The organism is Mesorhizobium loti (assembly GCF_013170705.1).
Classification (GTDB): Bacteria; Pseudomonadota; Alphaproteobacteria; order Rhizobiales; family Rhizobiaceae; genus Mesorhizobium; species Mesorhizobium loti_D.
Genome location: NZ_CP033334.1, coordinates 856,717 through 875,412, shown reverse-complemented (window position 1 = coordinate 875,412; position 18,696 = coordinate 856,717). Strand labels below are relative to the sequence as shown.

The following is an 18,696-nucleotide window of genomic DNA, read 5'->3' as shown; positions in this document are numbered from 1 at the left end:
GCCAAACGCCCCGCAAAGCCTTTCATCTGGAGTAGCCTGATGACCGATCGCGTCGAGATCGCCGGATTGCGGATTGCCCGCGAGCTGCATGACTTTGTGGCTGGCGAGGTCTTGCCCGGCACCGGCATCGTCGCCGATGCGTTCTGGAACGGCTTTTCGGCCATCGTCCACGATCTCGCGCCGAAGAACCGGTCGCTTCTGGCAAAACGCGACGCCATGCAGGAAAAGCTCGACGGCTGGTACCGTGACAATGGCGCGCCCGTCGACATGGACGTCTACAAGACCTTCCTGAAGGAGATCGGCTATCTCCTCCCGGAGGGACCGGCCTTCAGCGTGTCGACGGAGAATGTCGACCCGGAAATCGCTGATGTCGCCGGGCCGCAGCTGGTCGTTCCGGTGATGAATGCGCGCTATGCGCTCAATGCCGCCAATGCGCGCTGGGGCTCGCTCTACGACGCGCTCTACGGCACCGATGCCATTCCCGAGACGGGCGGCGCGGAAAAAGGCAAGGGCTTCAATCCGGCGCGCGGCGCCAGGGTCATCGCCTGGGCCAAGGATTTTCTCGACCAGTCGGTGCCGCTCACCTCGGGTAAATGGGCGGGTGTCAACGGGCTGTCGGTGGCCAATGGCGCGCTGAAGCTCGGCGCCGGAGCCGGTGGCACCACGCTGGCCGATCCCAAACAATTCGTCGGCTATCGCGGCGATGCCGCCAATCCGGATGCCGTGCTGCTGGTGAAAAACGGGCTTCACATCGAGATCGTCATCGACCGCGCCAACCAGATCGGCCGCACCGATCCGGCGGGCATCGCCGACGTCATCCTGGAATCGGCGCTGACCACCATCCAGGACTGCGAGGATTCGGTCGCGGCGGTGGATGCCGAGGACAAGGTCGTGGTCTACCGCAACTGGCTCGGCCTGATGAAGGGCGATCTCGCCGAGGAGATCACCAAGGCCGGCAAGAGCTTTGTCCGCAAGCTCAATCCCGACCGTGCCTACACCGCGCCCGCCGGCGGCCAGCTCACCCTGCCCGGCCGCTCGCTGATGCTGGTCAGGAATGTCGGTCACCTGATGACCAATCCAGCGATCCTGGACCGCGACGGCAACGAGGTGCCGGAAGGCATCATGGACGCGGCGCTGACGGCGCTGATCGCGCTGCACGATGTCGGATTGAAGGGGCGGCGCGCCAACTCCCGCGCCGGCTCGATGTACGTCGTGAAGCCCAAGATGCACGGGCCGGAAGAGGTCGCCTTCGCCGTCGAGATCTTCGACCGAGTCGAAGCGCTGCTCGGCATGGCGAGAAACACCATCAAGATGGGCATCATGGACGAGGAACGGCGCACCACCGTCAACCTCAAGGAAGCGATCCGCTCGGCAAAAGACCGCGTGGTGTTCATCAACACCGGCTTCCTCGACCGCACCGGCGACGAGATCCACACCTCGATGGAAGCCGGCCCGATGATCCGCAAGGGCGACATGAAGCAGGCCGCCTGGATTTCCGCCTACGAGGCCTGGAATGTCGACATCGGGCTCGAATGCGGGCTGGCCGGCCACGCCCAGATCGGCAAGGGCATGTGGGCGATGCCGGACCTGATGGCGGCCATGCTGGAACAGAAGATCGCCCATCCCAGGGCCGGCGCCAACACCGCCTGGGTGCCGTCGCCGACGGCGGCGACACTGCATGCGACCCACTACCACAAGGTCGACGTGCATGCCGTGCAGGCGGCGCTGAAGAGCCGCCCGAGGGCGAAACTCGACGATATCCTTTCCGTGCCGGTGGCGGTGCGGCCGAACTGGACGCCCGACGAGATCCAGCGCGAACTCGACAACAACGCGCAAGGCATTCTGGGCTATGTCGTGCGCTGGATCGACCAGGGCGTCGGCTGCTCCAAAGTGCCCGACATCAACGATGTCGGCCTGATGGAAGACCGCGCCACGCTGCGCATCTCCTCGCAGCACATCGCCAACTGGCTGCGCCACAAGGTGTGTTCGGAAATCCAGGTGCGCGATTCCCTGCAGCGCATGGCGGCCATCGTCGACCGCCAGAATGTCGGCGATCCGCTGTACCGGCCGATGGCGCCGGATTTTGACACCTCGATCGCCTTCCAAGCCGCCTGCGACCTGGTGTTCAAGGGAACGAGCCAGCCGAATGGCTACACCGAGCCGGTGCTGCATGCTCGGAGGTTGGAGCTGAAGGCGAAAGCGACGGCCTGAACAAAAGGTCCAGAAGAGATCCGCGCAGACCGAGGCTGGGCGGAAGCGCCGGCGGCCTCCTCTCACTTGATAGAGGTCAGATTGCGAGCCGGAACGGTCCTCCTCGCCTGAAATCTTGCTGGACGGCCGGGCTGGTTGCTCAGGACACGCCGACGCCGGACACCTACGCCGCCTGCGCTACACGCTCCGAGCTCATGCGATAGGAGATCGCCTCGGCGAGATGGATGCGGCCGACGGTCTCGCTGGCGTCGAGGTCGGCCAGCGTGCGCGCCACTTTCAGCACGCGGTGGTAGGCGCGCGCCGAAAAGGCGAGTTTTTCGCTGGCGTCCTTGAGCAGCGAGAGGCCGGCGGCGTCGGGCATGGCGATGTCTTCGATGACGGCCGGCGCGCAATGCGCGTTGGTGGTGGCGCTGGTCACGCCGAGCCGCTCGAAACGCTCGCGTTGCAAGGTGCGGGCGCGTGCCACGCGCATCGCCACCGCCGCACTCTTCTCCGCCCTGTCGGGCCTTATCAGGTCGCTGGCCGAGACCGCGGGAACTTCGATCCTGAGATCGATGCGGTCGAGCAGCGGACCGGAAATGCGCGCCTGGTAGTCGGTACGGCAGCGCTCGCCGCGCAGGCAGCGATAGCCCGGCTCGCCGGCCATGCCGCAGCGGCACGGGTTCATCGCCGCCACCAGCTGGATGCGCGCCGGATAGGTGACGCGGTGGTTGGCGCGCGCGATCATGCAGTCGCCGGTCTCCAGCGGCTGGCGCAGCGCATCGAGGGTCTGCGGCGTGAATTCGGGGAACTCGTCGAGGAACAGCACGCCGTGATGCGCCAGCGACACTTCGCCCGGCCGCGCGCGCAATCCGCCGCCGACCATCGCCGCCATCGAGGCCGAGTGATGTGGGGCGCGGAACGGCTGCCGGTCGGTCAGCTTGCCTTCGCCGAGCTCGCCCGCCACCGAGGCGATCATCGAGACTTCCAGCAATTCCTTCGGCGCCAGCGGCGGCAGGATCGACGGCAGCCGCTGCGCCAGCATCGATTTGCCCGAGCCTGGAGGGCCGACCATCAACATGTTATGGACATTGGACCCCGCATCGGATAGGACGCGTTAGCTATGACAAAGACCAAGAGCCCAAGACCCCGCGCGTACTCATACATACGCTTCTCTACGCCTGAGCAGGGTGCCGGCGACAGCCTCCGTCGGCAGACCGACAAGGCCGTGAAGTATGCCGCCCAGCACAATCTCATTCTCGACGACACAACGACCTTTCGCGACCTTGGTGTCTCCGCCTTTCGCGGAGCTAACGTTGCCGTGGGTGCACTGGGAGACTTCCTTTCGCTGGTCCAATCAGGTGACATCAAGCCGGGTAGCTTCCTGTTGGTCGAGAACTTTGACCGCATCTCCCGCGACAGCATCTTGGACGCTCAGGCGGTCTTCACGGGCCTCCTGTCGGCGGGGATCACCGTTGTCACACTCAGTAACGACAGGGCGTACTCTCGGGAAAGCCTCCGGCAGAACCAGTTTGCAATCTTCGAGATCATCATTGGGTTTATCCGGGCCAACGATGAGAGCGCCCGAAAGCAGGAACTCCTTCGCGCCGCATGGCACGGTAAGCGGCTGAAGTTGAAGGAGCGAGGCGTCCCGATGACGATGCTAAGCCCTGGCTGGGTTCGGCTTCGGGAAGATCGCAGTGGATTTGATCTGATCCCCGAGCGCGCCGAGGTTGTTCGCCGTGTGTTTGACTTGACCTTGGCTGGTCAAGGGCAGCACGCGATTGCACAGACGCTGAATCGTGAGGGCGTACCAGTCTTCGGCGCAGGCAAGATGTGGCATCGCTCGTACGTCAAGAAGATGCTGGCGGATCCCTCCGTGGTGGGAGTGCATACTCCTCACCGTGTGGAGCGGATCGGCGGTAGGAAACGACGCATCCCTACTGACCCTGTGGAGGGCTATTTCCCAGCGGCGGTTGATCGCGAAACGTTCGAGCGGGTCGGGACTCTCGCAACCGGGAGGGGAGCGAGAACTGTTGTCAATGGCATCGAGAACGTGCTCGCTGGGCTTGCGGTTTGCCCGAAGTGCGGGTCGACAATGACCCGCGTGAACAAGGGCAGCAGATCACGGCCCTCCCTTGTTTGCGTCAGGGCGAAGGTGGGCAAAGGGTGCGCGTATAAGTCAATTCCTTGCAAGCAGGTTGAGTTCGCGTTGACGGAGAAGGCCGACGAGTTCTGGCGCACGCTCCCTGCCCCTGATGAGGCTCTGGAAGCCGAGTGGCAGCGACTTCTGGCGGCTGAACAGGGCCACGACGAGGAGATCAGCAACATCATCGACGCGATCAAGCAAGGAGGGTCTTCGGCGGTATTGTTGGATAGCTTGCGGCAGGTTGAAGCCGACCGCGAGACGATCAGAAGCCAAGTTAGCGAGGTCGGTGAGAAGGTTTCGGAGGCATTGACGAACAGGACCCAACAAACGGTTGACCGGCTCGTTGAAGGGCTGGTGGCGACCGAGCGCGACATAGTGGCGATAAACGCGACACTGCGCCAACTGTTCAACAAAGTGACGGTGGACTGGCCCTGCGGGTATCTTTGGTTCCACTGGAAACATGCCCCCGGAGAGAAGACCGGGCTGATGTTCGCATGGCCGAGTGACGCCTAAGAGCGGTGCCTGAACGTCGGCCGGATGCAGCGGCTGGGTTGGCGAGGGCACCCTCAATCCGCGTCCTCAAGTAGCAGCGAAAGTTGAGCCCCCGGTTTCGGGAAGGCATCCTCGAAATGCACCATGAACGTCGCCCAATCCTTGGAAATCCGCATGATCGCCACAAGCTGAAGAAGGTGGTCACGCAGATCGGGTTGGCCGAGGTCTTCAGATAGAAACTGATGGTGTTTCCATTTGCGCCGCCCGGTACCCGGTTCCGTGGGGTTCCGCTTACGAAGCTCCTCCAGCACGCCGTCCGGCAAGCGATCGTAGACAATCTTATTGGTCAACGTCCCAACCAACGGGGTCTTGGCCTTGCCTACCGGCCAACTCCAGCCCCTCAGCCGATAAAGCTGTCGATAGTATTCGTTGGGAAACCGCCTCGCCCAGGCCAACTTCTCCTCTGAGAGGTAGAGCGAAAGCAACTGGTGGAGGGCGTCCCTCTCTCGCTCGTCTTGGAAGCCTGTGGCTTCATCGACTAAGGCTACGATGCCTACCTGAGCGAGCGCGCGAACGAGGATTTCGCACTTGTCGGCGATCTGCTGCTGCTGAGCGGTTAGAAGGTTTAGCCGGCGAGCTTCAAGGAAGAGATCACAGACCTTGGGCAGTAGTTCTGCCCTGTACCCCAGAGCCTTGCCTCCCGTGGGTGTCCGAAAGACGATTGGCACAGTTGCAGCGCGAATGTCGTCTGTGATCAGGGACGAAAGGCTCACTGTGGCAAGGAACGGCGGCAAGTCCTCTGAGGGCTGCTGCGAGCGACCCTTCGGCTTTGTCGACCGGCCCAGCGCGCCCAGAAAGCCTTCCTGCGTCAGGAGCCTCGTGCCGTCGGGTAGGACCGCACACGGGATTTCGCTGTTGCCGATTACGAGCTTTCCGGCGTGCGTTGCCTTCGGCAGGGTGCGATCAACCTCCCACCGCGTCTTTGCACCTTGGCGGGCGATCTCGCTCTTTTGCTCGGCGGTCAGTTTCTCAGCGCGCGCTTCGCCACCACGGCTCTGGGGAGTTTGTTCAGACATGACACTTCCTCGTTGCAAGCATGAGGCAGATAACATGCTTGCTGTTCGATTGCAAGCATTGGGTCTTGTCTATGCTTGCTGAAGACCATACTAACGGCAAAGGTACCGGCGATCTTGGTTGCCTCAGCGGTGATGGTTTGGCGTCACTGAGGGAGGAACCTGTTCTCCTGCTTGGCCGCTGCCTCGAATGCCCTGCGGGCGTCCTGAGAAGGCACCTGTCCTTCAATGGCTGCCATGCAGGTCTCCACCGCCTGCTTCCATTAGGGCCACGCTTGCTCCACTTGAGGAGTTGCTCAGCGGCCCCCTCGACGTGGCTTACCCCGAAGCGGATGCCAGGGCGGTCGGTCCTGACGTAGACCGGAGGGTTGAACCAATGGAGTGCCATGAGGAGATGCCAATGGAGGTCGGGAATGTTTGGTAGAAATCTCTGAGCGGGGGATCGGATAACTGGCTCGCGCGGAGCCCCCCGTGCCCCCCCTCGATCAGGCTGCAGAAAGGGTGAACTAAGGCAGGGACAATCCCAGCTGGAGCCCGCACCACGCACCGATCACAGCGTCCATGACGGCGCGAAGCGAGAAATGCCGCTCGGGCTGGTGGCCCCGAGCTTCGGCCCGGATAACAACTTGAGGCTGAGAAGCCAGCTTACCTTCGCCGTGTTGGGCCTGTACCGACATGATAGCCAATACCATGCCTGACCTGTCGACGTATGTGGTTTGATGATCCAGCACTCCGTGCTTCACGGCGTTCGCTGCTTCACCGAGCAGCTTGTGGTAATCCTGCTGATGCATCTGCGACGCGCGTAGGACGTCACTTATTCGCTGCCGCGTGGCCTGCAGAACTTGCTTGGACGTGCCGGGGTTTCCAACCACCAGGTTGGGGATCAGGTTCCTAACCGCCGCGATGTCAGAGAAGTGGTAGAGGAAGATTGACCCAGACATGGCATGGCGCAGTGCCTCGAAACACGCCGACTCGTAGTTGTCCCCGTCAGCTAACGCCAGTGGCAGTCGGTCCTCCGCCTGTAAGAACGACCTGTATGACTGCAGCACCAAGGCGTCCCAATGCTGGCGGTAAGGTAGTTGCCCCATCTAAGCCTCCACGAAATGAGCTTCCTTACCACGGGCTAACGCCATCGGCACCGTTTCCCTTTGCTGTGGCTCAAGGCTGTGGCTCCGATTTACCGTTCTGCCGAGGTTACCACCTTGGCTCCGGCTGATAGGCCATTTGCGAAACCACTTTCGTCGCGTCGCCACGCCCTCGGTACTTCCCGATCAAGGCTCTCTCGTCTTCCTCCGTGACCGAACTAACGCGGTAGAGGTTCCACATTTTGTCCTTTGTTGGCGAAAGACGGTATGTCCTTCCATTGGCCCGGCAAAACCAATGAGGCGATTTCTGGAGCTGCGTCCACTTGCAGTCAGCGCCTGACAGGAGCCGCTGTTCGCGAGCCATCCGGTCCTCTTCACGCCATCGCTGGTACCGCTGCTGCTGCTCTACCCGAAGTCGCTCCTCTTCCTGTTCTACGTGGTCTCTGAGTAGGCCGATGATGGCCGGAAGCTCGGTACCCTCGGCCCTTTCCCTCTCGTAGAGCGCAAGACACCCAGGGCGAAGCTCCTCTTTTGGGTACGAGAAGTACTCCTCGTCCTCGAACGCTCTCAGGCGCTGGCCGACATCTGTCGCCGTAACCTGTGGCCCCGGCATCTCGTTGATGAAGTCGCGCAGAGCCTCGACTGGTATCCAACAACCCAGGGCGGACTTGAGAAGGACCTCGCGTTGCCCGTCCCACTTCCTCCAGATCGAATTGCCCCGGTCAATCCGCCTAACGATCTCCTGCGCCAACCTAATCACGGAATAGGGGTCGCGGATGTGGCGCAGGGACGGGCTCTTCACATAGGCGAAGAGGAGTTCCTTAACGATCGAAATCCGCTCGTCTTCTCTCATTGCAACCATCCTGCTTAGGCATAGTCCCCATACTAAGCGCCCGCCGTGGCGTTGTTTTGAACAGCCAGATCACCAAGTCTCTTTTGGGTGTGCCCTTACCGCACCGGGTCGAAGCTGGTTCGCTAAATGCCTCTTGACCAGTCAAAGCGAACCATCTATTAGCGAACCAGTCAAACCGAACTGGAGCGCGCACCGTGACATTCATCCGAGCCTACCTCAGGGCCTCGACCAAGGAGCAGGACGCAGGGCGTGCCCGGGAGGACCTTGAAGCGTTCTGCCGGGAACGAGGGCTGACCATCGCCGCCACTTACGAGGAGAACGAGAGCGGGGCTTCGCTGCACAGGCCGGAGCTGTTCCGACTGCTCAGGGACAGCAAGCCCGGCGACATACTGCTCACCGAACAGGTCGACCGTCTGAGCCGCCTCTCGGATAAGGACTGGGACCAGCTCAAGCGCGAGATCAAGGACCGAGAGGTGAAGGTCGTGGCGCTGGACTTGCCGACCTCGCACATGATGCTGAAGACCGAGGACGCCTTCACCGGGCGCATGTTCGATGCGATCAACGGGATGCTGCTCGACATGCTCGCCGCCATCGCCCGCAAGGACTACGACGACCGACGCCGCAGGCAGGCTCAGGGGATCGCCAAGGCGAAGGCAGAGGGGAAGATGAAGGGGCGGCCAGAGGACGCAGAGCGGAATGAGGCCCTTGTCGACATGCTCCGCAACGGTCAGAGCTGGAGTAGCATTGTGGCTGCGACCAAATGTTCTCGGTCAACGCTTGCTCGGTTGGCTCAGCGACTCAAGGCCAACGAAATGGCCGCTCAATGAAGGCGCGGCAGACCCCTATGAGGCTTGCAAGCATCAAGAAGTACTTGCGCCATCAGAGCATCATGCAGCGCAAAAGCACCTTCGCAAATGCGTTCGCCTCGGCGTTGGCGCCATTCGACGAGTATTCCCCAGAGGCCGCAGCGGAAGCCATTCGCGACCTTGGGCAAGATCCCGAAGAAGATCTCGTGTGCGCCTACTGTGGCCAGCCTGCAGCAACATGGGATCACGTCTTCAACCGGGTAATCGGAGGCGAGTTCTCGGGGCACGGGCATCGGGTCCGCAATCTCGTGCCAAGCTGTCGAACATGCAACGAGAGGAAGGGGCAGAAATCTTGGCGGGAGTGGCTGCGGGTCTTGGCGCCCTCTGACGAGGAAGCCCGGGTGGTGAACTTTGAGAGATTTCTGAGTAAGGCGGCGATTGCCCCGTTCACGTTTGATGACATGAAGCATCAGGCGCACGACGAGCTGACTCGGTATCTCGAAATCAGGGCTGAGGTGTTCAGGCTGATGAAGGAAGCAGATGACCTTGCCAGCATCATCCGAAGCCGCGCGTCAGCACCCAAGCAACCCGGCTAAGGGCAAGCCGAGGCAGGCGCTTTCTCGGCCTCCTCGGCGAGTGGCATCGCGTTACTTACACCACGGGCGAGGCGTCGGCGGACAACTCGTCGAGCCGCAGACAAACGGCACAGCCAATCCCTCTGTCACCAGCACGTCGCCAACATCGCGGCCATCGGCAAAGAGAGAGCCGCAGCTTCGGCCGTAGTTGCAGGCGCCCGTGCCCTCTGTCCCCGGCGGGCATGAACATGGAACCATCTTCAGCTCCAGCTTCGCGGTGGCAACCAACTCTTTGAGTCGCGCCTTCGCTCGACGCCCAAGGTCTGCCTCAGCGTCGCACCTTGGCTCGATGCTTTCGGGCGCATTGAAGCCGACCAGCCGGGTTCCTTTCGCGGCGCCGCTGAGCCGAATGGTATCACCGTCCGTGATCGTGAACTGGCTCTTCGCCAATGGCCTCGGGCTTCCAGCATCTGGCAATGCAGGGCTCGGGTCGCTTGAGCTTGAGGTCGTGTGCGGGTGGGTGACGTAGGAGTAGATGAGGGAACCGACGACCAAAGCCAGGGCGAACCCAAAGGCTCTGGCAAACCGGCCGGCCAGATACCGGGCTTCGCGCACAATCGGGCTCCGTCGGCGACGCGGTCTCCAGGTTGGTGACTGAGACTTGTTCGGTCGTGGCTGTGCGGGGCTGATTGGTGGGGCGTAGCCAATGGCCTCGAAGAGCTTGGCGCGCTGCTTGTCGGTCAGCCGCGTGTTGGAGCCGTACTTCTCCAGACGGGCGTGAATGTCGATGAGGAAATGTCTTTGCCATTGGCTCAGACGACCGCCGGCCAGAGCAAACTCAATGCGGGACTTCACGTCCTCGGGCTCCACAGTGAATGCCCCCCGGCCTCACAAGACAGACCCTCTGCGTTGCCTCCGGCAACAGAGGTTGAAGCCCAGCCTATCATTACACCGGGGAGAGGCACAGACCGTGCGCATTTGCCCCTGTCGCTCGGATGGCCAAGCCGCTACATGCACGTCTCCCCCGAGGTGCGGGGTGGCCATTTTGACGGATACCCGAATTGACGAATTGGACGGCGAGGCGCGAACGCAAGGCCGAGGTGAAGGGGCGGGCTCAGGAGCCGAGCCACATGTTCAGCCGATGCCGTGTGGTGGGATGCAGCAACCCAGCCCGCGCAGGCACAGAGGATGGGCTGGACACCCGGTTCTGTCGACCGCACGCAGATCACTACTCGCGCCATGGGAGCCCGTACCGTCCATCCTACGGGGCGCGAGAGATGGCACCATACCGGGCCGCCGCGATGGCGTGGCTGGAGGCACATGAGGATGACGCCTATGTCCGCAATGCGGTCGACCGCGTGGCCACCTTACTGCAGACCTCAGGGCCGCATGTGGAGGCGTTCAGGCTTCGCGGGCTGTCTCCTCAGGATCGCGCCAAGGCCGCCTGGGCGAGGCTCAGAAGGGCCGCAGTGGACCCTCGTCGGATGGTGGCGGCTTGGCTCGCAATCGAGATGATCATTCGCGACGATCCACAGGCCGAGCGCAAGACCGAGTTCAAGCGGGTGCAGGCGGCAAAGCTGATCCACAAGATGGCCTCAGGGACGCACAAGAGGTGGGGCGAAGGGGCAAACGTGAAGGAACTGCACGTCTACCCGAGGTCCCGTGGACGGGTCCTGAGGCACATTGGCGAGGCTCTGGAGGAAGCAACGGAGTTGCTGGTTCAGCACCGACGACCCGATCTGCCCAGCAATGCGGAGACCTGACTTGACCACAAAGCACATACCTATTGCCGACCTCTTGTTCGACACGAACACCCAGATTCGCGAGAAGACCAAGGTCAAGGTCGTCCGCGCGTACAAGCAAGCGATGCGGGAGTATGCCCCTGACGGCGATGTGGTCGTCGGGTTTCCACCGATTAAGGTAGCCGAGACGCAGGCCAAGGGTGCCCGCAAGGTCTACACAATCATCGACGGTTGGCATCGCGCCACCGCTGCTTACCACCTCGGCAAGCGCCTGATAGAGGCTGAACTCGTCCAGGTGAGCAGCCGGGAGGACCTGCTGTGGCAAGCATCTCAGGCCAATCTGCTCCACGGAGAGAAGCTGACGGTGAAGGAGAAGCGAGGGGCATTTCGGAACTATCTCAAGGCTCTTCAGCACAGGCATCCGGGACCCAAAGGGGGTCGCGCTAACGGCAAAATCAAGTCGGCCCGCCAGATGGCGCTCGACCTCGGCGGTATCGACCACAAGACGATCCTCAGGTGGCTGAAGGCTGACGCCCCGCGAACCTACGCCCAGCTAATGAAGAGCCGAGGGGAAGAGGATGACGTCGGGTTTGTGGACGAGGCCTCGGACTACCTATGGGACCCCGACGCACACCATCGGCAAGAGGTAATCGCACTCCTTCAGCAGGCCAAGAACAGCGCACGCATGGTCATGGGTGAGCCGGCGCTCAGCGCCATCGCTAACGAGCTGTCTTCTTTGCAGCGAGAAATCTCAAAGCGACTGCCCAAAGAAAGCACAACGGACTTCTAATGGGGATTTCCCCACTTTGACCGCATCTTGTTCAAGTCTTGTGACATCAGGCTCCATAGAACCCGACTCAAAGCCTTGCGTACCAAGGGGTTGCGGGGCCGATTGCGCGTGAGAACCTCGGAACCTCCAGTTTCGCGGCGTGAGTGGCCTCGCCCGAACGTGGTCCCCAAGAAACATCCGGCCGAGGGATTCACATTTGTTGAACCAATCGGTAACTATGTTCACGTGGTGTTCTGCGTCGCGTGCTGGCGGTGGTCGACCGCGCAAAAGCCTTAGGGGTCGGGATGATGAACTGCGTGGAACTGTTCACGGGGTGCGGGGGTCTTGCCCTCGGGCTGTCGATGGCGGGGTTCAAACCGCAGCGCATGTCAGAGTGGGACCGCCATTCTGTCGTGAACATTCTCCACAACCGTTCCCGTGAGATCGCCCACGTCAGTGGCTGGCCTATCCACGAAGAGGACGTTCGGACGGTTGATTGGTCGTCGTACCAAGGCATCGACATGGTGGCAGGTGGTCCGCCATGTCAGCCGTTCTCAATCGGAGGACGGCACCGAGGCCACGAGGATGAGCGCGACATGTGGCCTGAGGCGGTTCTCGTCGTGCGTGAGGCAAGGCCGGCGGGGTTCCTGTTCGAGAACGTCCGAGGGTTGGCCCGCGAAGCGTTTGCGGACTACCTTCGATGGGTGATGCTCTCTCTGTCCTGCCCCGACATCGAGCGCCGGCCCAACGAAGATCGCCACGCCCATTTGGCGAGACTGCAGGCGGTGACCACCGAGGAGGCCGCCTACCGGGTTGCGGTCCATCGGGTCAATGCCGCAGACTATGGCGCGGCTCAAAACCGACATCGAGTGATCGTGTTGGGTCTTCGGGCGGACGTGAGGGCACCGCTGCCTGCACTGATGCCGACACACTCCCGCGAGCGCCTACTCTGGGACCAATGGGTCACCGGGGAGTATTGGTCGCGCCACAACATGAGCGCGCCGAAGGCCGGAGTGAGCAGAGCGGATGCAGGGGCTGCAAGGCGCCTTTTGGAGGCAAAGATGCCACCCGCCGGCCTTCCTTGGAGGACTGTGAGGGATGCAATTCAAGGCTTGAATGAACCCTCTCTGCGTCCGACCATCCCAAATCATGTTCTACAAGCGGGCGCGCGGGCTTACCCCGGTCACACCGGCAGTGTTCTTGACCGACCTGCAAAGGCACTCAAGGCGGGCGTCCACGGAGTTCCAGGCGGCGAGAACATGGTGGCTCTAAGTGACGGCAGTGTGCGGTACTTCAGCGTCCGTGAGGCCGCGCGTCTACAAGGTCTGCCCGATGACTACGAGTTCGTCGGCACATGGTCCGAGAACATGAGGCAATGTGGCAACGCGGTTCCAGTTCCGCTCGCCGAAGCCGTGGGGCGGGAGATGTTTGAGGCTGTGCGAGGTGCAAGGAAACGCGCGCCACGCCTGAAGGCAGCGTGATGGGCAAGAAGGCCGCGAAGAAGCCAAGGCAGTTTGTCATCGTCGAGGAGATTCGCGAGGCCATTAGGGAAATAGAAAGCCTCGCTGCGACCTTCAGCAAGCACAGCTCCAAACGTACACGCGAGTTGCTCACGTCCCTGAGTGAAGACCTCAATCGCACGGCAGCGTCCCTCGACCCAGTCAGAGAGCCATCGAGTTGGTTTGATCCAGCAGACCCCGACTCAGCCGGGCGCCTCGTGGCAGCTGCACTGTTGGCCCAACCGCGCGTTCCCTTGGACCTTGTCCCGCGTTCCTATGGCGCTGGCGTGTACGCCATCTACTACAACGGAGACCATCCTGCGTACCGGCTTATTCGGCAAACCGAAACCCCGATCTACGTTGGAAAGGCGGACCCGAACTCCACGTCGGCCAAGACCCCACGAGAGCAGGGCGATCGGCTCTTCGGGAGGCTCAAGGACCACCGCAGGATGATCAAGACGGTACAGACTTACGCGGAGGCTAACGGTCTGCCTGACAGCATCAGAATCGAGGACTTCGAGTGCCGGCGGCTGGTTACGGCCACGAATGCTCAGCTCTTCGCCGAAGCCCACTTGATCAGTTTGTTCCTGCCTATCTGGAACTCCGACACGGGCATCTGTTGGGGGATCAGTATGCATGGCGACGACGTGGACACGCGCAGCAACACCCGGCCTCCGTGGGATGTTCTTCATCCGGGGCGGTCGTGGACGATGGATCAGAAGCGCAAAGACTCGAAGCCAAAGGCCCAGATCATTGGCGAGATAGAACAGCACTTCATCAGCCACCCCGTGTTCAAGGACCGGGACCACATCATAGAGCTGTTCTTGGAGGCATTTGCGCAGGACCCCCTTATCGCTGCGGAGCCCGTCCAGGACGACGATGCCGAGCCCAAGCAGAATGACACGCCTGACTAACGTGGACCCCGATCGAAGCCGGCAGATGGGGCTGGTTCGATCCAAGAACTCGAAGCCCGAGCTGGCCGTACGCAAGCTGGTTCACGCGCTTGGCTTTCGATTTCGGCTTCATCGACGCGATCTCGCAGGTACGCCCGATCTGACGTTTCCTGGTAGGCGCAAGGTCATCTTTGTTCACGGTTGCTTCTGGCACCGACACTCTGACCCTTCCTGTAAGCTGGCACGTTTGCCGAGGTCGCGGCTTGATTTCTGGCAGCCGAAACTAAACGCAAACGCCGAGCGCGATCGGGTCAATGTAGGCAAACTCGAGGCTGATGGCTGGAAGGTACTGGTGGTGTGGGAATGCGAGGTGTCGCGTCGCGGGCAGGCGGAACTTGCGGAGCGCTTGCGCACCTTCCTGTCGACTTGATTTGATGAAGCGCGAAGGGGACAACGCCCCCCTCGCCTATCGACGTCTCTCAGAGAGACAGTCAGTTCTTGAAGTGTGCCATACTTTCGGGGATCTCCAGCACGAAGCCAGCCAAGGGGCCGCCGGCGCGCTGCCCATCGCGACGGGTCGGCAAGCCCGCCTTCCACCGGATCATGTCCGAGAGGATCGGGAAGATGTCGTTGTGCTTGGCTCCGAAGCGCATCAGACCGCCCTGGAAGCCGCCAATGTCGCGATTGGCAATGATGCCCGTATCATCAGGCAGAAACTCAGCCAAACCAGCCAGCCCTGCCTCCTCCCTCTCCTCGTCGGTCATGGTGTAGTACCGCCACATCGGGTTCTGGTGCGAGAAGTCGACTTCTGGCAGCGCCTCAAGGAAGCGCGTCCAGAGGGCGTCAGCGTCTACCGGCTTCCGGTTGCTGAAGTTGAGATCGTAGGCGATCTTGGCGAGGGCCTTGAGAACGACCGGCTGGGCCGCAACGGTCTTCTCTTTTGCCCGCTCTGAGCCAAGGTCTGGGATTTCGACAATCCGACTCCAGAGGTCAAGGATCGCCGGTTCGCGCGGTTCGACCACAGCCGGGGTTGCCCCGGCGATGTTCCCCTTGTTCAGGAATGCGATCGCGTTGACAGCCACAACATCCTTCAGAACCAGGGCTCCCGTGTCCTCCGACCAGTCCTTTGCTTCAGCGTCAGAGACATGAATACCCAAGTCGCCCACAAGCGATCGCTTGATGAAGTGGGTGATCGGATTTGAGCTGTCAAACTGCAACGCCAGAGAAGGATCGACCTTCTTTCCCAGCCGGTTGAGGTCGTGGAACAGCTGTCGTTCTTGCTCGACGGTCAGCCCAAGATGAACCTCAACAGTCAATGTCGCGTAAGAACGGGCGGCTTCCCAAGCCTCGTTCCACACCACCATTTCGCCCTCGGTTACCTGCCGCCCCTTGTCGATGAAGAGAACGGCCCCTTTGCCGGGGTAGCGACCGGTCTGACGAACCGTCTCAAGGAAGGACAGGGCCATATCTGCACCGTGACGGCGGTGCTGCCCATCGACCACCCAGAGAATGTGGCGCTCCGACAGAAAGACCTTGAACCCGGCGGTTTCTCCCGATTTCGTTTCCAATCTGAAGCCCCTGATCCCGTTGGGGCCGGTAGCGCCGGGTGACACGTTGCGGATGTTGCAGACCAAAGGCTGAAGCGAGAAGTAGGGCTGGTCGCCCAACAATCGCAAAATCTCATCGAACTCTGGCAGGCTCTCCTTGCCCTGGATCGCCCGCCTCATCTTTGCGGCCGACACCAGGCCCTTGACCATGTATACCGCCAGCTTCTTGGCATGGTTGCTGTCGAGGGGTCGCTGGGCGACCGGTCCAGATTCCCGATCGTTGGCTACGTCCGAGATTTCGTAGAACTTGCGGAACGGAACCGCCATTGAGAACACGCGGTGACCAAGGTTGTGGCCGATGAAAACGTTGAACGGTGTTTCGTTCACATCACCGGCGTCTATGAGGGAATCGAGTGATTCAGGGGTGAGAGGAGTGGGCATGTCGCCATCTTTCGGATACATTGTTCGCTCTTTCAGGTTGCTCGGGCGACATGTGACCCACCACGGAACATCATGCCCCCAAGGGACGCCTGGAAGTACGCCCATGGGACGTTATCTGTCAACAGAAAAATGTCCCATGGGTGTTTTTTATTGACTTAGTGCCTGCGGCAGCCGCCCATTGGCAGCCACTGACGCTCGAACCACGCCAGCAGGCGAGGGTCTTTCGTGCACAGCATGAGGAGATTGTGGCCGCCAGCGGCCGCCACTTCCAGCGCCCGCTTGGCTGTCTCCTGGCCCTTGATGTCGGCGAGGTCGGGCAGGTCGCGCGCCGGGGCGTGGATGCCGGCCTCGGGGCGCGACAGCACCTGCGTGCCACGGAAATGGTTGGCGATGGCGATCAGGCTGCGCGGCGCCAAAATGTCGAAGTCCTTGCCGGCCCACGCCGCTTCCGGCCCGCAGGCGAACGGGCAGATCAGGCCCTTGCCTTCGGCATTGGCGCCGATCGCCGCCGGCAAGGCACCGGCGACGGCGGCAATCGTGCCGTCGAGCGAGAGTTCGCCGAGCACGACATAGCCGGCCAGCATGTCGCCCGGAATGGCGCCAAGGGCTGCCATCAGGCCAAGCGCGATCGGCAGATCATAGTGGCTGCCTTCCTTGGGCAGGTCGGCGGGCGCCAGGTTGACCGTCACCTTCTTCGAAGGCATCGACAGGCCCGACGCATGAAGCGCGGCCTGCACCCGCTCGCGGCTTTCGGCCACCGCCTTGTCGGGCAGGCCGACGATCTGCATGCCGACCTTGCCGGGCGCGATCATCACCTGCACGTCGACCGGCACGGCCTCGATGCCCTGGAAAGCGACCGTGCGAACCCGCGCCACCATTTTCCCACCCCGGATGCGGGCTGGCCCAGCCCCTGCGATCAGGCCAGGAATGGCCCTTGGCGAGACAATCACAGTTTTCCGGTCAAATCAAGAACATTACGGGAACAGGCAATCGCTGGGGTTGCAACCGAATTGCGCTCGGTTGCAAAAGCAGAACATGGTTAAGACAAAGTGAAAACGCTTACTTCCGCTTGTCCTCGAGCGCATCCCAGAACAGGCTGGCAATGTCCGCGCCGCCGAAACGCCGCACCTCGCGCACGCCGGTCGGCGACGTCACGTTGATCTCGGTCATGTAGTCGCCGATGACGTCGATGCCGACCAGGATGAAGCCGCGTTCCCGGAGCGACGGCCCGATGCGGGCGCATATCTCGCGCTCGCGTTCCGTCAGTTCGGTTTTCTCGGCGCGTCCGCCGACATGCATGTTGGAGCGGGAATCGTGCTCGGCCGGAACCCGGTTGATGGCACCGACAGGCTCGCCGTCTATCAGTATGATGCGCTTGTCGCCCTTGCGCACCTCCTTCAGGTAGCGCTGCACGATATAAGGCTCGCGGAACAGCTGGCCGAACATCTCGAGCAGCGAGGCGAGGTTGCGGTCGGCCTCCAGCAGATGGAAGATGCCGGCGCCGCCATTGCCGTAGAGCGGCTTGACGATGATGTCGCCGAACTCCTTGCGGAAGGCGGCGACCTCCAGCGGATCCTTGGTGATCAGCGTGTCCGGCATCAGGTCGGCAAACTCGGTGACGAAGATCTTTTCCGGGCTGTTGCGCACCCAGGCCGGGTCGTTGACGACCAGCGTCTTCGGGTGGATGCGCTCGAGGATATGCGTGGTCGTGATGTAGTTCATGTCGAAGGGCGGATCCTGGCGCAGCAGGATGACGTCCATTTCGGAGAGATCGGTGCGCACCTTTTCGCCCAGCGCGTAGTGATTGCCCTTCTCGTCGCGCACCTGCATCTCCTCGATGCGGGCAAACACCTTGCCGTCGCGCAGCGACAGCCGGTCGGGCGTATAGTGGAACAATTGGTGGCCGCGCCGCTGCGCTTCCAGTGACAGTGCGAAAGACGTGTCGCCGGCGATAGACACGGCGGAGATATGGTCCATCTGGACGGCGATTTTCAACTTCATGGCAGGTCCCCAGCGCGATTGGAGCGGCGTGCTCCCCCTGGATGCACAAGTACGCTCCAACACTTTAAGTCGAGAGCGATATAAGGGTCGCGGCGCCTTCTGCCAATCGGGCCAGCGATCTAAAGCGCATCCTTGCGGCGTGCTTTAGCTCCTGGTTTCATGCATGTCGTTGTCCCAAACGGGAGCCACTTTCGGGCGACATGCATCAACGGTCGAAGACCAGCCTGGAATAGCCGAGGAAGGACAGCGCCATGGCGGCCAGCGAGGCGGTGGCGAGGGCGGCAAGCGGCGGCGCTGCCGGCAGCGCGAACAGGATCGCGGAATAGACGAGGTAGTTGACGATGCTGGTGGCGATGCCGACGCCGCCATAGCGTGCGGCTTCTCGCGCCATGCCGCGCCGCGAGGGCGCGAAGGTCAGGTGCCGGTTGATCCGCCAGGTGACGCAGAGCGCAAAGCCTATCGACAGCACGCGGGCGGTGAAGGGCCCGAGCGGCGTGAAGGTGAGCAGCAGCCAGAGTGTCGCCGCGTCGGCGGCGAAACCGATTCCGCCGGCAAAAACGAAGCGGACGAGGCGGCTCACC

Annotated in this window: 17 protein-coding genes and 2 pseudogenes; 9 read left to right on the top strand and 10 right to left on the bottom strand. The window is 61.9% G+C overall.

Features of this window, described 5'->3' with window-relative positions:
* The first annotated feature begins 39 nt into the window (after positions 1-39).
* A complete protein-coding gene (locus EB815_RS04095) occupies positions 40-2,211 on the top strand; it encodes a malate synthase G (protein ID WP_056573914.1) in 2,172 nt (723 codons plus the stop codon).
* 163 nt (positions 2,212-2,374) lie between these two features.
* Here EB815_RS04095 and EB815_RS04090 read toward each other — a convergent pair.
* Positions 2,375-3,307, bottom strand: a pseudogene (locus tag EB815_RS04090) (YifB family Mg chelatase-like AAA ATPase); the annotation flags it as partial.
* 6 nt (positions 3,308-3,313) lie between these two features.
* Between EB815_RS04090 and EB815_RS04085 the strand changes: the two are divergent.
* Positions 3,314-4,852, top strand: coding sequence for a recombinase family protein (locus EB815_RS04085; protein WP_065005463.1), 1,539 nt, complete (start codon positions 3,314-3,316; stop codon positions 4,850-4,852).
* Positions 4,853-4,905: 53 nt separating this feature from the next.
* Here EB815_RS04085 and EB815_RS04080 read toward each other — a convergent pair whose 3' ends face one another.
* The 4 genes from EB815_RS04080 to EB815_RS04065 form a co-directional block, all read right to left on the bottom strand.
* The gene (locus EB815_RS04080) at positions 4,906-5,907 is read right to left on the bottom strand and encodes a P63C domain-containing protein (RefSeq protein WP_065005462.1); all 1,002 of its coding nucleotides are present in this window, start codon (positions 5,905-5,907) and stop codon (positions 4,906-4,908) included.
* Positions 5,908-6,050: 143 nt separating this feature from the next.
* Positions 6,051-6,143, bottom strand: coding sequence for a DUF982 domain-containing protein (locus EB815_RS33520; RefSeq protein WP_245303368.1), 93 nt, complete (start codon positions 6,141-6,143; stop codon positions 6,051-6,053).
* A gap of 267 nt (positions 6,144-6,410) precedes the next feature.
* On the bottom strand, positions 6,411-6,992 hold the full coding sequence (locus EB815_RS04070; protein WP_065005461.1) for a hypothetical protein: 582 nt from the start codon (positions 6,990-6,992) through the stop codon (positions 6,411-6,413).
* A gap of 106 nt (positions 6,993-7,098) precedes the next feature.
* The gene (locus EB815_RS04065) at positions 7,099-7,842 is read right to left on the bottom strand and encodes a hypothetical protein (protein ID WP_065005460.1); all 744 of its coding nucleotides are present in this window, start codon (positions 7,840-7,842) and stop codon (positions 7,099-7,101) included.
* Between the two features lie 194 nt (positions 7,843-8,036).
* On the opposite strand from EB815_RS04065, the gene EB815_RS04060 reads away from it, so the two are divergent.
* Both EB815_RS04060 and EB815_RS04055 read left to right on the top strand, forming a co-directional pair.
* Positions 8,037-8,669: a recombinase family protein gene (locus tag EB815_RS04060; protein ID WP_065005459.1), complete on the top strand. Its 633-nt coding sequence runs from the start codon at positions 8,037-8,039 to the stop codon at positions 8,667-8,669.
* Positions 8,670-8,686: 17 nt separating this feature from the next.
* Entirely contained in the window at positions 8,687-9,244 is a 558-nt protein-coding gene (locus EB815_RS04055; RefSeq protein WP_171883273.1) for an HNH endonuclease, read from the top strand.
* A gap of 51 nt (positions 9,245-9,295) precedes the next feature.
* Here the strand turns inward: EB815_RS04055 and EB815_RS04050 are convergent, their stop codons facing one another.
* Positions 9,296-10,078, bottom strand: coding sequence for a thermonuclease family protein (locus EB815_RS04050; protein ID WP_245303367.1), 783 nt, complete (start codon positions 10,076-10,078; stop codon positions 9,296-9,298).
* 422 nt (positions 10,079-10,500) lie between these two features.
* Here EB815_RS04050 and EB815_RS04045 point away from each other — a divergent pair, with 422 nt between their 5' ends.
* From EB815_RS04045 to EB815_RS04025, 5 genes are all read left to right on the top strand, one after another.
* Positions 10,501-10,986: a hypothetical protein gene (locus EB815_RS04045; protein WP_245303366.1), complete on the top strand. Its 486-nt coding sequence runs from the start codon at positions 10,501-10,503 to the stop codon at positions 10,984-10,986.
* 1 nt (position 10,987) lies between these two features.
* Positions 10,988-11,755 carry a ParB N-terminal domain-containing protein gene (locus EB815_RS04040; protein ID WP_065005456.1) on the top strand — a complete coding sequence of 256 codons (768 nt, stop codon included), beginning with the start codon at positions 10,988-10,990 and terminating at the stop codon, positions 11,753-11,755.
* A gap of 242 nt (positions 11,756-11,997) precedes the next feature.
* Complete coding sequence (locus tag EB815_RS04035; RefSeq protein WP_245303365.1) at positions 11,998-13,215, top strand: DNA cytosine methyltransferase; 1,218 nt, start codon at positions 11,998-12,000, stop codon at positions 13,213-13,215.
* Positions 13,215-14,147 carry an Eco29kI family restriction endonuclease gene (locus EB815_RS04030; protein WP_081294980.1) on the top strand — a complete coding sequence of 311 codons (933 nt, stop codon included), beginning with the start codon at positions 13,215-13,217 and terminating at the stop codon, positions 14,145-14,147. Before EB815_RS04035 ends, EB815_RS04030 begins: the two co-directional genes overlap by 1 nt.
* Complete coding sequence (locus tag EB815_RS04025) at positions 14,131-14,556, top strand: very short patch repair endonuclease (RefSeq protein ID WP_245303364.1); 426 nt, start codon at positions 14,131-14,133, stop codon at positions 14,554-14,556. Before EB815_RS04030 ends, EB815_RS04025 begins: the two co-directional genes overlap by 17 nt.
* Positions 14,557-14,617: 61 nt before the next feature.
* On the opposite strand, the gene EB815_RS04020 is transcribed toward EB815_RS04025, so the two are convergent.
* From EB815_RS04020 to EB815_RS04005, 4 genes and pseudogenes are all read right to left on the bottom strand, one after another.
* Positions 14,618-16,135 carry a DNA sulfur modification protein DndB gene (locus EB815_RS04020; RefSeq protein WP_065005455.1) on the bottom strand — a complete coding sequence of 506 codons (1,518 nt, stop codon included), beginning with the start codon at positions 16,133-16,135 and terminating at the stop codon, positions 14,618-14,620.
* Between the two features lie 209 nt (positions 16,136-16,344).
* Positions 16,345-16,992, bottom strand: a pseudogene (locus tag EB815_RS04015) (magnesium chelatase domain-containing protein); the annotation flags it as partial.
* Positions 16,993-17,173: 181 nt separating this feature from the next.
* Complete coding sequence (gshB, locus tag EB815_RS04010) at positions 17,174-18,115, bottom strand: glutathione synthase (protein ID WP_056573908.1); 942 nt, start codon at positions 18,113-18,115, stop codon at positions 17,174-17,176.
* A gap of 205 nt (positions 18,116-18,320) precedes the next feature.
* Positions 18,321-18,695: a GtrA family protein gene (locus EB815_RS04005; RefSeq protein ID WP_056573905.1), complete on the bottom strand. Its 375-nt coding sequence runs from the start codon at positions 18,693-18,695 to the stop codon at positions 18,321-18,323.
* Between the last annotated feature and the right edge of the window lies 1 nt (position 18,696).